This is a genomic window from Arsenicicoccus dermatophilus (genome assembly GCF_022568795.1).
GTDB lineage: Bacteria > Actinomycetota > Actinomycetes > Actinomycetales > Dermatophilaceae > Arsenicicoccus > Arsenicicoccus dermatophilus.
The window spans coordinates 2,783,779-2,798,485 of record NZ_JAKZHU010000001.1; the positions used below are offsets into that span (position 1 = coordinate 2,783,779).

Sequence of the window (14,707 nt, forward strand, 5' to 3'; positions counted from 1 at the left end):
GACCCGCTCAGCCCCGGCCGCCGAGGGCGAGCTGCATGGCCTCGGCCCGGGTGGCCGGGTCGCGCAGCTGGCCGCGGACGGCGGAGGTGATGGTGCGCGACCCGGGCTTGCGGACGCCGCGCATCGACATGCACAGGTGCTCGCACTCGATGACGACGATCACGCCGCCGGGGTTGAGGTGCTCCACGAGGGCGTCGGCGACCTGGGTGGTGAGCCGCTCCTGCACCTGGGGGCGCCGGGCGTAGACGTCGACGAGGCGGGCGAGCTTGGACAGCCCGGTGACCCGCCCGTCCTTGCCCGGGATGTAGCCCACGTGAGCGACGCCGTGGAAGGGCACGAGGTGGTGCTCGCAGGTGGAGTAGACCTCGATGTCCCGGACCATGACGAGCTCGCTGTGACCGCCGATCTCGAAGACCGCGTCCAGCGCGGCCCCCGGGTCCTGGCGCAGGCCGGCGAAGACCTCTTCGTAGGCCCGGGCCACCCGCGCCGGGGTGTCCCGCAGCCCGTCGCGGTCCGGGTCCTCGCCGACGGCCAGCAGGATCTCCCGCACCGCCGCCTCGACCCGCGCGTGGTCGATGCACCGGCCGAGGACGTCGGTGCCGGTGCGCTCAGACATCGGTGTCGGGGACCCGGTAGCCGGGGTCGACGAAGCCCCCCGGCGGGGTCTCGATCACCTGGGTCGGCGGGTGCTCCCGGTCGGGGTCGGGGTGGTCACCCACCTGCTCCCGCAAGGGGTCACCGGCGCCGTGCTGCAGGGCGGCCCGCTCGGCGGGGGTGAGCACCGGCGGGCGGTGGCTCACCTGGCGCTCCTCGCTGGACAGCCAGATCGGGCGCTCCGGGCGCTTGACGACGTCGGCGAAGATCACCTCGAGCTCCTCGCGGCCCAGGGTCTCCTTCTCCAGCAGCTCCAGGACGAGGCGGTCCAGGACGTCGCGGTTGTCGTTGAGGGCGTGCCAGGCCTCGTCGTGGGCGTCCTCGATCAGGCGGCGTACCTCGGCGTCGACCACGGCCGCCAGGCCCTCGGAGTAGTCCTTGCCGTGCCCCATGTCGCGGCCCAGGAAGACCTCGCCGCCGGACTGGCCGAGCTTGACCGCGCCGACCCGCTCCGACATGCCGAACTCCATGACCATCTTGCGGGCCAGGCCGGTGGCCTTCTCGATGTCGTTGGAGGCGCCGGTCGTCGGGTCGTGGAAGATCATCTCCTCCGCGACCCGCCCGCCGAGGGCATAGGCCAGCTGGTCCTGGATCTCGTTGCGGGTCGTGGAGTACTTGTCGTCGAGCGGCAGGACCATGGTGTAGCCGAGGGCCCGCCCGCGCGGCAGGATCGTGATCTTGCTGACCGGGTCGGTGTGCCGCATCGCCGCGGCGACGAGGGCGTGCCCGCCCTCGTGGTAGGCGGTGATCTTCTTCTCCTTGGCCGACATGATGCGCGTGCGCTTCTGCGGCCCGGCGATGACCCGGTCGATGGCCTCGTCGATGGTGGCGTTGGTGATCTGCTTCTGGTCCGTGCGGGCCGTGAGCAGCGCGGCCTCGTTGAGCACGTTGGCCAGGTCGGCACCGGTCATGCCGGGGGTGCGACGGGCGACGGCCATCATGTCCACGTCGGACGCCAGCGTCTTGGACTTGGCATGGACCTGCAGGATCTGGTGACGGCCGAGCATGTCGGGCGCCTCGACGGCGATCTGCCGGTCGAAGCGGCCGGGACGCAGCAGCGCCGGGTCCAGGATGTCGGGCCGGTTGGTCGCCGCGATGAGGATGACGTTGGTGCGCGGGTCGAAGCCGTCCATCTCGACGAGCAGCTGGTTGAGGGTCTGCTCGCGCTCGTCGTGCCCGCCCCCGAGTCCGGCGCCGCGGTGGCGACCCACGGCGTCGATCTCGTCCACGAAGATGATGGCCGGGGCCGAGGCCTTGGCCTGCTCGAAGAGGTCGCGGACGCGCGAGGCACCCACACCGACGAACATCTCCACGAAGTCCGAGCCGGAGATCGAGTAGAACGGGACCCCCGCCTCACCCGCGACCGCACGGGCGAGCAGGGTCTTGCCGGTGCCGGGCTGGCCGTAGAGCAGCACGCCCTTGGGGATCTTGGCCCCGACGGCCAGGAACTTGTCCGGCTCGACGAGGAACTCCTTGATCTCCTGGAGCTCCTCGACCGCCTCGTCGGAGCCCGCCACGTCGGCGAAGGTGACCTTGGGCATGTCCTTGGTGGCCACCTTGGCCTTGGACTTGCCGAACTGCATCACCTTGCTCCCGCCGCCCTGCATCGAGCTCATGATGAACCACGCGAAGGCGCCGAAGAGCAGCAGCGGCAGCAGGTAGCCGAGCAGCGCCAGGAACGGCGAGCTGGTCGGCGGCTCCTCGTTGTAACCCTGCTCGGGGGTGTTCTCGTCCAGCAGCCTGACCATCTCGGGGCCGCGGGCGTCGATGAAGTGGGCCCGCACCTGGCGCGCGTCCTTGATCCTGGCGCCGTCGGAGAACTCGCTGCCCTTCTTCAAGGTCAGGTCGACCCGGTTGCCGTCGACGACCTTGGCCGACTCGACCTTCTTCTCCTTGATGAGCTGCACGGCGCGCGAGGTGTCGATCTCGCGGAAGTCCGAGCTCTCACCGATCGCCATCCAGCCCATGAGGGCGACGGCCACGAGGACGGCGAGCCACCAGGGGCTGCGGAAGATGCGCTTCAGATCCATGTACGTGCGGGGAGCGACCCCGTCCCTTCCTGCTCACACTGCGGCCGAGGCCGATAGGTCGGCGGCGCCCGGTCCGGGCATCGCCGTGTGGCTCAACGACCGAGCCCGGGGAGGTGTTCCCCCACGTCAGCGGTAGACATGGGGAGCCAGCGTGCCGATGTCACGCAGGTTGCGGTAGCGCTGGGCGTAGTCCAGTCCGTAGCCCACGACGAACTCGTCGGGGATGTCGAAGCCGAGGTAGCGCACGTCGATCGGCACCTTGACCACGTCGGGCTTGCGCAGCAGCGACATGATCTCCAGGCTCGCGGGGCCCCGGGACTCCAGGTTGGACCGGGTCCACGACAGGGTCAGGCCGGAGTCGATGATGTCCTCGACGATGAGCACGTGCCGGCCGCTGATGTCGGTGTCCAGGTCCTTGAGGATGCGCACGACGCCGGAGGACTTGGTGCCGGACCCGTAGGACGAGATCGCCATCCAGTCCATCTCGACGCTGCCGGGCAGGTGCCGCATCAGGTCGGCCATCACCATGACCGCCCCCTTGAGCACCCCCACCAGGAGGACGTCCTTGCCTTCGTAGTCGCGCCAGATCTGCTCGGCCAGCTCGGCGAGCCGGGCCTGGATCTGCTCCTCGGTGAAGAGCACCTTGGCCAGGTCGTCACCCATGTGGCGGGATTCCACTGCGTCTCCTCGGGGGTCGGGGGTGAGCTGCGCGCCCCGGGAGGTCCGCCCCGGTGCGACGTGCACAGACGAGTATGCCGTGCCCAGGGCCTCCTGCGGTGCGCCTAGCCCGAGCGCCGGTCACGTTCCAGCTCGACCTGCCCGGCGCGCCCGCTAGTGCGGCGGGCGGTCACGGACCCGGGCAGGGCGACCGGACCCTGGCCCCGCCAGCGGGTGACCAGGGCGTCCAGGGCGTCGACGTGCGCGGCGGTGAGGGCACCTGGGGTGGCCCCGGCGGCCAGGGCGGCCCGGTGGAGCACCCGACTGCGGACGGCGCGGGAGAGGGCGGCGAGCTCCGCGGCGGGCAGGGTGGTGACGGTCCCGTCCGGGACGGCGGCGCCCGCCGCACGTGCGGCCAACCAGTCCTGCGCCAGGGCGTCCAGGGCGTCGGCGTCGGCCCGCAGCAGCGCGGCGCTGCGCGCCAGGGCATCCCGTATGCCGGGGCCCAGCTGCTCCTCGAGCAGGGGCATCAGGGCCCGTGCCCGCACCCGGGCGTAGGTGGGATCGGCGTTGTGCGGGTCCGCCCACGGGGTGAGGCCGTCGTGCCGGCATACGGCCGTCGTGTCCTCCCGGGTGACGCCGAGGAGCGGTCGGTGGACGATCCCGCGGACCGGGGGCATGCCGGCGAGCGACCGGGCCCCGCTCCCCCGGGCCAGCCCGAGGAGCACCTGCTCGGCCTGGTCGTCGCGGGTGTGGGCGAGCAGCACGGCGACGGCCCCCAGCTGCGCGGCGACCTCGGCCAGCGCGCCGTGGCGGGCGGTGCGGGCCGCGTCCTCGGGGCCGCCGGCTCCCGCCCGCACCTCGACCCGGCGCACCACGACGGGGTGCAGCCCGAGGTCCCGGCACCGGTCGGCGGCCTGGGCGGCCACCTGCACGGAGCCGTCCTGCAGGCCGTGGTCGACGACCACGGCCCCCGCCGCCCGGCCGGTCTTGTCGACCTCGAAGGCGACCGCCGAGGCCAGGGCGAGCGAGTCGGTCCCGCCGCTGCACGCCACGAGGACCAGCCCCTCGGGGAGCTGGTCCAGGTGGCGCCGGACGGCGAGGCGGACGGCGGCGACGCCCGGCGGGGGTCCGACCACGTCAGCCGTGGACGCGGGCGAGCCAGATCCGGTGGTCGCCGATCTCGGCCGGGGTGGGCAGCGTCTCGGGCGAGGTCCACACCTCGTTGAATCCGTCCACGCCCACCGCGTCCACGACGCCGCGGACGAAGGTCGCCCCCTCGGAGTACTGCCGCATCTTGGCCTCCAGGCCGAGCAGGCGCCGGATGATCCGGTCGACGTCGGAGCGTCCGCCGCGGCGCTCGTCGAACTTCGCGCGGATGGTGTCGACGGTGGGGATGACCGTCGGGCCCACGTCGTCCATGACCACGTCGGCGTGGCCCTCGAGCAGGCTCATGATGGCGGTGATCCGGGCGATCTCCTCGCGCTGCTCCGGCGTGGTCACCAGGTCGGACAGGCCGTTGCCGCCCTCGGCCACGGCGGCCGGCAGGTTGCGGACCATCATGGCGAGGCGGGCCGCCAGCTGGCCGGGGTCGGGCACCAGGCTGACCGAGAGCTCGCGCGTCCGGTCGAGCATGTGCTGCCGCAGCCAGGGCACCGCGGTGAACTGCACCCGGTGGGTCTCCTCGTGCAGGCACACCCAGCGGCGGAAGTCGGTGGGGTCGACCCCGAGCTCGCGCTCGACCTCGACCACGTTGGGGGCGACGAGCAGCAGGCGGGGGGTGCCGCCGGGCGCCAGGTCGTACTGCCCCAGCACCTTGCTCGCGAGGAAGGCCATCAGCGCGCCGGTCTCGCCGCCGGTGACCTTGCCTCCGAGCGTGAGCGCGGCCGGGCCGATCTCGGTGGATCGGGCGGCAAGGAGCTTGTCGGTGACCGGCGCGAGCATCCCGCGCATCGACTCGACGTTGGCGTCGATCCAGCCACCGCGGTCCAGGACCCGGGCGGGCTCGGCGCTCGCCGGGGCATGCATCCGCGCGGTGTCGGCGACGTGCCGGGCGGACTCCGCGGCGCAGCGTCGCAGGGTCTGCACCGCGTCGGTGGCCTCCGCCGGGGTGACCTGGGGGCCGCGGGGCACGAGGCGGCGACCGGTGGCGGCGGCGAAGTCCCAGTCGACCAGCTCCGGCGTGGTCCCCGGGGCGTGGACGGCCGGGGCGTCCTGGACAGGCTCGTTCGGGCTCATGTCCATCACAACCCCGCGGGGGGCCGATCCGTTCCCGGGCGAGCCCCGGTCCGGTGGCAGGCGGCCCGACGGGCCGGGTCGTCGGTGGCCGTGGTCGGCAGGCTCAGCGGCAGCCGCAGGCGGCGAGCCGGGACGCGAGGGCATCGAGCGCGTCCCGGGCCCCGAACGTCCCGGTGGCGGCGGGGACGTCGTTGGCGAGCACGGCGAAGGCCAGGGTCCGCCCCTCCATGTCCACCACGGTCCCCGCCAGCGAGCTCGTGCCCGTCAGCGTGCCGGTCTTGGCGCGGACCAGCCCGGCTCCGGCGCGTGCCGGCCCCTCGACATACCGCCCGGACAGGGTCCCGCTCAGCCCCGCGACGGGCAGGTCCGCCACGACGCGGGCCAGGCCGGCATCGCGCCCGGTGCTGCCGGCGGTCAGCAGGTCGCCGACGAGGCGGGCGGGCACCAGCGTGCCGGGAGAGAGACCGCAGGAGTCTGCGAGCCTCAGCCCCCGCACGTCGTGCCCCTGCCGGGACAGCGACGCCTGCACCCACGCGGCGACGGGGGCGAAGTCGGCCTTGGCGGCCGCGACGGCGCCGGCGTGCACCGCGGCCCGGCGGGCCAGGGCCTCGGTGAGCGCGTTGTCGCTGCGGTCCAGCGCGACGGCCATCTGGTCGGCGACCGTCGCGGACCATATGGCGGCCAGGGGCGTCGAGGCCGCCGGCGTCGCCCCGGCGGCCACCCGGACCAGCGGCCCCGTGACCGTGATCCCCGCGTCGGCGAGGCCCTCCCGCAGGACGTCCGTGACATCGGCGACGGGGTCGGCCGCGGCTGCCGTGCCCGACTCGACGAGCGCGTCGGCGAGACCCACCGACGTGACGCGCCCGGCGATCCCTTCCCCCAGATAGCTCGGGTCCCAGGTCGGCGCGAAGTCCGGGCCGCCCACCCCGGGGTCGTAGCGCAGCGCCACCGAGGTGATCCCCTTGGCGCGCAGCGCCGCCGCGGTCTGCCGGGCGAGGGTGGCCAGCCCGGCCTGGCCCTCGACGGCGCCGGGCCGGGACTCGCCGCGACCGAGCAGCATGTCGCCGCCCGCCCGCAGCACGAGGGCACCGTCCGGGGCGAGGACCGTGGCGGTGGTGAGGCGGGTGTCCGGCCCGAGCTCGTGGACGACCGCGGCGGCGGTGAGCAGCTTGGTGGTGGACGCGGGCGTGCGCGGGGTGTCCGCGGCGACGTCCAGCAGGTGGGCCCCGGTCACGCCGTCGCGGACCGTCAGCGACACCGTGCCGAGCCGCGGGTCCCGGACGAGGGGCGCCAGGGTCGCGGCGAGGCCCGCGGTGGTGGGGACCCGGCCGGGTCCGGCCGCCGGGCCGGCCGCGATCGGGGTGGGCAGCGGCACGCGCGGGGTCGCGGGGTCGCCGTCCTGCGCCTGCGGCGTGGGGCGGGCCCTGGCCAGGGCGCTGGGGTCCGGGTCGATGGTGAGGATGCCCGGGACGACGTCGTGGGCATCCGCGACGCCATATGTGGCAAGGGCCACACCGACCGTTGCCAGGCCGGTCAATAGCGTCATCCGACGCACGGTCACCCCTCTTGCTTCGGTAGGTTGTGCTGCAACGATCACGTCGACCGATCTGCAGCGTAGGAGTTCTCCCCCGCCGCTGCACGAGAGCCACGCAAAGGGGCCACCAGTGGAGCTGGACGTCACCATCGAGATCCCGTCGGGCAACCGCAACAAGTACGAGGTGGACCACGAGTCGGGCCGCATCCGCCTGGACCGGATGCTCTTCACCTCCACGCGCTACCCGGCGGACTACGGCTACGTCGACGACTCGCTCGGTGAGGACGGCGACCCGCTGGACGCCCTGGTGCTGCTCGACGAGCCGACCTTCCCCGGCTGCGTGGTCTCCGCCCGCCCCATCGGCGTCTTCCACATGCGCGACGAGGCCGGCGGCGACGACAAGCTGCTGTGCATCCCCGCCGGTGACCCCCGCAAGGAGCACATCACCGAGCTGGAGCACATCAGCGACTTCGACCGCCTGGAGATCCAGCACTTCTTCGAGACCTACAAGGACCTCGAGCCGGGCAAGTCCGTCGAGGGGGCCTTCTGGGCCGGCCGCGAGCGCGCCGAGGAGATCGTCCGTGAGGCGATCCAGCGCGCCAAGGACAACAACATCTCGACGCTGCGCTGGCCCGCCCCGCACGGCCACTGAGTCACCCCGCGCGGACGGCAGAGCCCGGCACCTCCGTCACGGAGGTGCCGGGCTCTGCCGCGGTCCGGGCCGGTGCGCGGCTCCGCGCTCCCGACGAGAGGTCAGGCCGTATGCCGGTCCTCAGCCACGCACGCGACCGCCGTACGGCAGCAGGTCCTTCCAGTACATCGACTCGATCCGGACCCGGGCGCCGGTGTGCGGCGCGTTGATCATCATCCCGTTGCCGAGATACATGCCGACGTGGTGGATCGAGGACACGCTCGTGCCGAAGAACACCAGGTCGCCGGGCTGCAGCTGGTCCAGGGGCAGGTGGTCGGTCTGGTTCCACTGGGAGCCGGTGTAGTGGTCGATGCGCACGCCCACCCGTCCCCAGGCGGCCTGGGTCAGGCCCGAGCAGTCCCACCGGTCCGGGCCGGAACCGCCCCACAGGTACCACTTGCCCAGCTGGGCCATCGCGAAGTCGATCGCCTGCTGGGCCCGTGGGTCGGGGGCCGCGACCGTCAGCGACGCCCGGCCCGTCCCCCCGCCCGCCCCGGCGTACGCGGCGAGCTGGCGCTGGACCGCGACGTCCCGCTCCGCCCGGGCGATGACGGCGTCCTGGCGCCGGCGCTCCAGGGCGACGGTGGTCTGGTTGGCGCGGGCGAGCTCGAGCAGGGCGGCGTCCTGGGCGGCGCGCAGCGCGACGGCGGCGAGCTCGGCCTGGCGGACGGCGTCCGCGGCCCGGTCCCGGGCCGCCGCGGCGGCGCGCTCGTCCTCGACCCGCTGGTCGTTGGCGCGACGGGCGGCGCGGCGCAGCTCCCGAGCGACCCCGGCGTCGGTGGTGGCCTTGCGGACGGCGTCGCTCTGCAGCTGCCCGAGGGTGGCCAGGCCGGCCTGCTGGTCGAGGGCGGACCCCGGGCCACCGGGCGTGAGGAAGGCCTCGAGACCCGCCAGCGACTGGCTGCCGGCCTCGTAGGTCTGCGAGGCGATGCGCCCCAGGTTGACCTGCGCGGCGGCGAGGGTGGTCTCGGCCGCCCGGGCCCGCGCGTCGGCCTGGCGGAAGGTGCGGGTGGAGGTGTCCAGACGGACCTTGGTGCCGTTGTACTGCTCGGCGGCCAGGGCGGCAGCCTCCCGCAGGGCCTCGAGCTGGCGGGTCGCCGTGGCGTAGTCGGCGGCGGCCTGGGCGGCGCGCGCCTGGCGGGTCGCGAGGTCGGCGGCCGCGGCCTGGAGCTCGGCGGCGCTCGGCATCGGTGGTGCAACGGGGAGGGCGACCGGCGCGGGTGCCGGGGCGGCTACGGCCACGGGCGGCGCCGGTGCGGGACCAGGAGCCGGCCGGGGGAAGGCACCGGAGCGGGCCTGGGCGCAGACGCGGAGGCCTGCTTGGGCACGGGCGCCGGAGCAGGCTTGGACGCAGCTGTCGGGGTCGACCTCGGAGCGGGCGTGGGAGCCGGGCTGGGGCTCGGTCGGGGCGTGGGAGCCGGGCTGGTGGTCGGCTTCACGGGGGCCGGCGCGGCCGCGACGGGGTCCGCCATCCCGAGTGCGATGGACAGTGCGGCGCTTCCGCACAGGACGACCCGAGCGGCGCGCCCGGCGCGACGACGCGCACACGCGAATGACTGCACGGACCTGCCCCCTCATGTGATGATCCGGGCGCCACTGGCTGGCGCGACCCCGCAGACGCCCTGGTCAGGGCGGTGACGTCATCGAGAGTAGGCAGATCTGCGGCGGGCGCGCGGCGGCTCGGAGACATCCGTCGGCCCCTCAGCTTCCTCACGAGTGGTGAGGTTGTGAACACTGGATGTCACCTGAGCGGTGCATCGCGGCATTCCCGCAGGTCACGGAGAGATACGGAGCGGTTACGCTCGGGTGGACCAGTAGAGATAACGAATCCATAACGGGGTCCCCCGGATGGTGGTGCCGCATCGGTCCGAGGGCCCCGGCCCCGCGATCAGGGACGGACGGTGCTCCCACCGGCGTCCGGACCGCCGCCCGCGGACGGCGCCGCGGCCCCCTGGCCCTGCAGCAGGAACGGCAGCACCGTCGGCAGCGTGGCCCGCCAGGCGTTCAGCGTGTGCCCCTGGTCGGGCACCACGAGCGGGGTGATCCCCGGGACCCCCTGGGTGGCCTTGAGGAAGGCCTCGGTGGCCGGCCAGCTCTGCGGGTCGGTGGGCGAGGACATGACCAGGAGGCGCAGGTCCTGGACCGGTCGGTTGCGCACCATCCACGCGACGTCGCTCTGGTGCCGGAGCTCCTCGCTGTGCGCGAGGTCGACCGACAGCGCCCCCGTCGTGCCGTCCGGCCACGGGACGTAGAAACCCTGGATGGCCGCGCCCGCGCGGAACAGCTGCGGGCTGCCGACCGTCAGCTTCGCCGCGCAGTAGCCGCCGAGCGACCAGCCCATCACCGCCCAGCTGTCGCGCGCGTGGTCGACGTGCAGGGTGCTCACCGCCCACGACGGCACGTCCGAGGCGAGCCAGGAGTAGGCCTGCGGCCCGCCGGGGAAGTCCACGCACTCGGTGTCGTGGGGCATCTTGATGTTGACCTCCGGCAGCAGCGCCACGAAGGGCTTGAGCTGCCCGGACCGCACCATCGGGCCCGCGACGTCCCCGAAGCGGAGGCCGTTGGCGGCGAAGTCCGTCGTGACGTAGGCCCCGCCCAGCACGAGCAGGACCGGCAACCCCTTGGCGTCCGCGGCCTTCTCGTAGCCCGGGGGCATCCACACGACGACCTTCTGGGTGGTGCGCGCCTTGATCCCGGTGACGAGGTAGTCGCGATAGCTGCCGTTGCCCGCGGCCGGCTGGACCCGGTGGTCACCCCAGCCGCGGGTGGCGATGGTGCTGAGCTCCCCGTTGCTCAGGACCTCCTGCTGGCCGACCGGGCCCGCCATGCCGGCGAGCGGGTCCTGGTCCGTCAGCGCCCCCGACAGCGCGGCCCACGTGGGATAGAAGCCGAGCTGGCGGTTGAGGACGGCGGCGACGCCGACGACGGCGAGCGCCTGCGACAGCACGACGGCCGCCGCCAGGCCTCCGGCGACCGCGGCCCGACGGCGCCGGGACGCGCCGCCCCGCCGCCACCACAGCACCCCGACCAGCACCGGCACGGCCAGACCCAGCGCCAGGACCAGCAGGATGAACATGCGTGATGTCGGCTGCATTCGGGCCACCTCTCGAACCGTGCGACGACGCGCCCCTTCGCGTCCTGCCGGGGATGCTAACCAGACCTGCTGGGCATCGGGTGTGCAGCACCACGCCGGAGCAGTCCGTATGCCGTCACGCGGCGGCGATCGTGCGGGCCCGTCCGGCCTTCTTCGCGGCATACAGTGCCTGGTCGACCCGCCGCAGCAGGGTCGGGACGTCCTCGCCGGGCTGCCACGCGGCGAGGCCGGCCGAGAAGCTCTGGTGCCGGGGGGTGGCGTTGCGCATGGCGGCGAGGATCGTGACGGCCTGGTCCGGCTCGGTGCCGGGCAGCACGACGAGGAACTCCTCGCCGCCGTACCGGGCGAGGGTGCCGCGGTCGGCGAGCTCGGCGTCCCAGGCGCGTCCGGCCCGGCGCAGGAGCTGGTCACCGGCCTGGTGGCCTCGGCTGTCGTTGTACTCCTTGAAGCGGTCGAGGTCGATCATCGCGACGGTGACGCAGGTGCCGTGGCGACGGGCCTCCCGCACCGCCCGGGCGAGGATGCGGTCGCCGGCCCGGCGGTTGGGCAGGCCGGTGAGCTCGTCGGTGCGGGCGGTCTGGTGGAGCTGCTCGTGCTGGGCCTCGACGAGGCGGACGAGGTGCAGGAGCCGGGCGGCCACCAGCAGGGCCGCGACCAGGAAGCCGCCGATGACGACGGCTGCGGTGGTGGGGGTGACCGCCTCGCCCAGGGTCGCCCGGCGCACGACGAGGATGGCGCCGGGCAGCACCACCGAGAGCAGGAGCAGGACGACGCCGGCCCCGGACACCGCGGACAGGCGAGGCTCCCGGTCCGGACGCTCGAGCAGCGGTGCCACCGCGAGCGCCGCCAGCCCGCACGACCACAGGGCCACGGCAGGGGTCTCGGCCAGCACCCCGATGCTGGCCAGGCCGTGAGCGAGGTCGCCCAGGATCATCAGTGCGGCCGCCGCGACGAGCGCGAGGCAGATCCCGTCGCTGCCGCGGCGGGACCCGAGCAGCACGATCAGCCCGGTCAGCAGGGCGGCGGCGCCGAGGGGATAGACCTGGGCCGCCAGGGAGGTCCAGCGGGGGGCTGCGGCGACGGCCTGCCAGCCGGTCAGCGCCCACCACCCGACGAGGAGGCTGACGCCCGTGGCGACCGACTCCAGGCCCACGGCGGCGTCGGGGAGCAGGCCCTCCCGTCGGGCCACCCCGATCATGCCCCAGGCGAGCAGGCCGGACCCGACCACCATCACGACGGCGGCCGGCCCCCAGCGGGGGCTGCCGGTCCACGGCTCGGCGAGCGCCCCGCCCATGGTCCCCAGGCCGAGCAGCACGCCGCCCTCGACGAGGCGCTTCCCCTGGTGACGGTGCGTGGGTCGGGCCAGACCGGCGCGGGCGAGGACGACCAGGCAGGCGGCGGCGCAGGCTGCGACGACCGTCACGCCCCACCGACCGGGGACGAGCCACAGGCCGGCCTGGGCGACGATCGCCAGCACGACGACGAGTCGGATCATGCGCTGGCCGTGGTGCGGTCGCGTCCGGCGGCCTTGGCGGCATACAGCGCGGCGTCGGCGCGACCCACGAGGCGCTGGGCGTCGTCCCCGGCACGCAGCTCGGCCAGCCCGGCGGAGAAGGTCTCGCCGAGCGGCGTGGCCAGGCGCATGGCGTCGAGCAGCGGCTCGGCGTCGGCGAGGGTGTGGCCGGGCAGGACGACGACGAACTCCTCCCCGCCGTACCGGTAGACCAGGCCGCGGTCGCCGAGCGCGGCGGTCCAGGACCGCCCGGCCTCCTGCAGCAGCCGGTCACCGCCCTGGTGGCCGTGGGCGTCGTTGTAGGCCTTGAAGTGGTCCAGGTCGAGCAGTGCCACGGCGAGCGGGCGCCCCTGGGCGCGGGCCTCGTCGATGGCGTCCTCGAGCAGGTGGCGTCCGGCGCGCCGGTTGGGCAGGCTGGTGAGCTCGTCGGTGCGAGCGGTGGTCACCAGCTCCTCGGCCTGCGACTCGAGCTGGCGCACGACCAGCAGCACGCGGTAGGACACCAGCAGGATCATCGCCAGGGTGCCCGTGAGGACGACGGGCAGCGTGGCGGGGTGCAGGGGCTCGTCGCCGCGGTAGGACCTCAGGACGGTCGCGACGAGGGGGCCGCCCATCGCGAAGGTCGTGAGGGTGACCCCCAGCGCGGACAGCCGGGAGCGGGAGTCCTCGGCGACCAGGCCCGAGCTGAGCGCCGCGACGGCGGCGAGCGCGAACTGCGCCATCCACACCGCCGGCACCCAGTGGGGCAGCACCTGCTCCGGGCCGCTCACGGAGCGGCCGAAGCCGAGGTCGCCGACGAGGGCGGCCGCCGCCATGAGGACCAGGGCCCGCGAGGAGAGGGCGTGCGCGTTGCGGGAGCTGATGATCGCCGTGGCCGCGGCGAGCAGCAGCGCGTCGCCGAACGGGCCGATGCTCGCGAGGAGCACCTCGGAGGGGTGGGCCTGGTGGTGGGCGAGCACCTGCTGGCCGACCATCACCCACCACAGCAGCGCGACCGCGACGACGTAGACGGCGGCGTCCAGGGTGACTGCGGCCCCGGCGACGAAGCCGTCCCGGTGGGCGAGCCGGAGGACCCCTACGCCCATGAGCGCGAAGGCCACGAGGGAGCCCATCCCCTCCAGGCGCCAGTCCCCCACCATCCCGTGGGTGTAGACCCGGATCGCCGCGGTCAGGTCGCCGCCCGCCCACACGGCGATCGCCCCGGTCATGAGCAGCCAGTCCTGTCGGAAGCCCCGCCGCGAGGTGAGCGCACCGGCGGCGAAGGCCACCGTGGACAGGATCCGCGAGGCGGCGAAGGCGATGCTGCTGGAGGGCAGGTCGGGCAGCAGCCAGTAGGCGCCGATGAGCACGAGGGTGGCGGCGACGAAGGCCACGAGCACCGCGAGCAGCCGGTGCGGAGGCGTGACCTGGGGCCAGCGGGCCGCAGCGCGCTGGGGGCGGAGGCCGACTGACGTGCTCACCCTTTCACTCTACGTAGTTAGGCCGTGCGGCGGAGCGTCAGCGACCCCTGTTCAGGGGTATGCCGGGCCGGGCTCAGCCGTTCGGCGGGACGAGGCGTCCGTCCCTGAGCGTCACCACCCGGTCGGCCACGTCCGTGGTCTCCAGGTCGTGGGTGACGAGCAGGGTCGCGACGCCCGTCTCCCGTGTGACCTCGGCGAGCAGGTCGACGATCGCCCGGGAGCGCTCGTGGTCCAGGGCGCTGGTCGGCTCGTCGACGAGCAGCACGGCCGGGGTCCGCATCAGGGCGCGGGCGATGTTGACCCGCTGCCGCTGCCCGCCGGACAGCTGGTGCGGGCGACGGTCCCCTTGGCCGCCCAGGCCCACCCGGTCGAGCAGCAGCCGGGCGCGCTCGCGTGCCCCCCGCAGCTCGGCCCCGCGGTCCCCCGCGAGGTGGGCGGCGACGGTCAGCTGCTCCACCGCGGTCAGGGAGGCCAGCAGGTTGGGCTGCTGGAAGACGATGCCGACCCGGTCGCGGCGCAGCCGGGTGCGTCCGTCCTCGCCCAGACCGTCCAGGCGGGTGCCGCCGACGGTGACCGTGCCCTCGTCGGGCACGACCAGGCCCGCGACCACGCCCAGCAGCGTGGACTTGCCGGACCCCGACGGTCCGACGACGGCGGTGACCGTGCCGGGGTCGGCGGCCAGCGACACCTGGTCCAGGGCGAGCAGGTGCCGGGGCGTGCCGTCCTCGGCGACCCCGTCGGGGTGGCGGACGGTGACCCGGTCGAGGGTCAGGGCCGCCGCCGGGCGGTCGAGGACGGCGCCCAGAGGGGTCGTACGGCTGGTGGTGAGGGTCATC

General features: G+C 74.3%; 12 protein-coding genes. 1 reads left to right on the plus strand and 11 read right to left on the minus strand.

Annotated features, from left to right (window positions below; genetic code table 11):
- Positions 1-7: 7 nt before the first annotated feature.
- From folE to MM438_RS12960, 6 genes are all read right to left on the minus strand, one after another.
- Complete coding sequence (gene folE / locus MM438_RS12935) at positions 8-616, minus strand: GTP cyclohydrolase I FolE (RefSeq protein WP_241453054.1); 609 nt, start codon at positions 614-616, stop codon at positions 8-10.
- Complete coding sequence (gene ftsH, locus MM438_RS12940; protein ID WP_241453064.1) at positions 609-2,684, minus strand: ATP-dependent zinc metalloprotease FtsH; 2,076 nt, start codon at positions 2,682-2,684, stop codon at positions 609-611. Before ftsH ends, folE begins: the two co-directional genes overlap by 8 nt.
- Before the next feature lie 126 nt (positions 2,685-2,810).
- Positions 2,811-3,362, minus strand: coding sequence for a hypoxanthine phosphoribosyltransferase (gene hpt / locus MM438_RS12945; protein WP_241453066.1), 552 nt, complete (start codon positions 3,360-3,362; stop codon positions 2,811-2,813).
- A gap of 104 nt (positions 3,363-3,466) precedes the next feature.
- Positions 3,467-4,480, minus strand: a complete 1,014-nt coding sequence (tilS, locus tag MM438_RS12950) for a tRNA lysidine(34) synthetase TilS (protein WP_241453070.1) — start codon at positions 4,478-4,480, stop codon at positions 3,467-3,469.
- Position 4,481: 1 nt separating this feature from the next.
- On the minus strand, positions 4,482-5,579 hold the full coding sequence (locus tag MM438_RS12955; RefSeq protein ID WP_241453074.1) for a zinc-dependent metalloprotease: 1,098 nt from the start codon (positions 5,577-5,579) through the stop codon (positions 4,482-4,484).
- A 103-nt stretch (positions 5,580-5,682) separates the two neighbouring features.
- Positions 5,683-7,092: a D-alanyl-D-alanine carboxypeptidase/D-alanyl-D-alanine-endopeptidase gene (locus MM438_RS12960; RefSeq protein ID WP_241453075.1), complete on the minus strand. Its 1,410-nt coding sequence runs from the start codon at positions 7,090-7,092 to the stop codon at positions 5,683-5,685.
- A 151-nt stretch (positions 7,093-7,243) separates the two neighbouring features.
- Here MM438_RS12960 and MM438_RS12965 point away from each other — a divergent pair, with 151 nt between their 5' ends.
- Positions 7,244-7,765 (plus strand): inorganic diphosphatase, encoded by a 522-nt coding sequence (locus MM438_RS12965; RefSeq protein WP_241453078.1) that lies wholly within the window; start codon positions 7,244-7,246, stop codon positions 7,763-7,765.
- A gap of 120 nt (positions 7,766-7,885) precedes the next feature.
- On the opposite strand, the gene MM438_RS12970 is transcribed toward MM438_RS12965, so the two are convergent.
- From MM438_RS12970 to MM438_RS12995, 5 genes are all read right to left on the minus strand, one after another.
- Entirely contained in the window at positions 7,886-8,992 is a 1,107-nt protein-coding gene (locus tag MM438_RS12970) for a C40 family peptidase (protein ID WP_241453080.1), read from the minus strand.
- Positions 8,993-9,692: 700 nt separating this feature from the next.
- On the minus strand, positions 9,693-10,898 hold the full coding sequence (locus MM438_RS12980) for an alpha/beta hydrolase (RefSeq protein ID WP_241453081.1): 1,206 nt from the start codon (positions 10,896-10,898) through the stop codon (positions 9,693-9,695).
- Positions 10,899-11,013: 115 nt separating this feature from the next.
- Positions 11,014-12,393 (minus strand): GGDEF domain-containing protein, encoded by a 1,380-nt coding sequence (locus tag MM438_RS12985; protein WP_241453082.1) that lies wholly within the window; start codon positions 12,391-12,393, stop codon positions 11,014-11,016.
- A complete protein-coding gene (locus tag MM438_RS16810; protein ID WP_241453083.1) occupies positions 12,390-13,871 on the minus strand; it encodes a GGDEF domain-containing protein in 1,482 nt (493 codons plus the stop codon). The genes MM438_RS12985 and MM438_RS16810 overlap by 4 nt, the downstream gene beginning before the upstream one ends.
- A gap of 73 nt (positions 13,872-13,944) precedes the next feature.
- Positions 13,945-14,706, minus strand: a complete 762-nt coding sequence (locus tag MM438_RS12995) for an ABC transporter ATP-binding protein (protein WP_241453084.1) — start codon at positions 14,704-14,706, stop codon at positions 13,945-13,947.
- Between the last annotated feature and the right edge of the window lies 1 nt (position 14,707).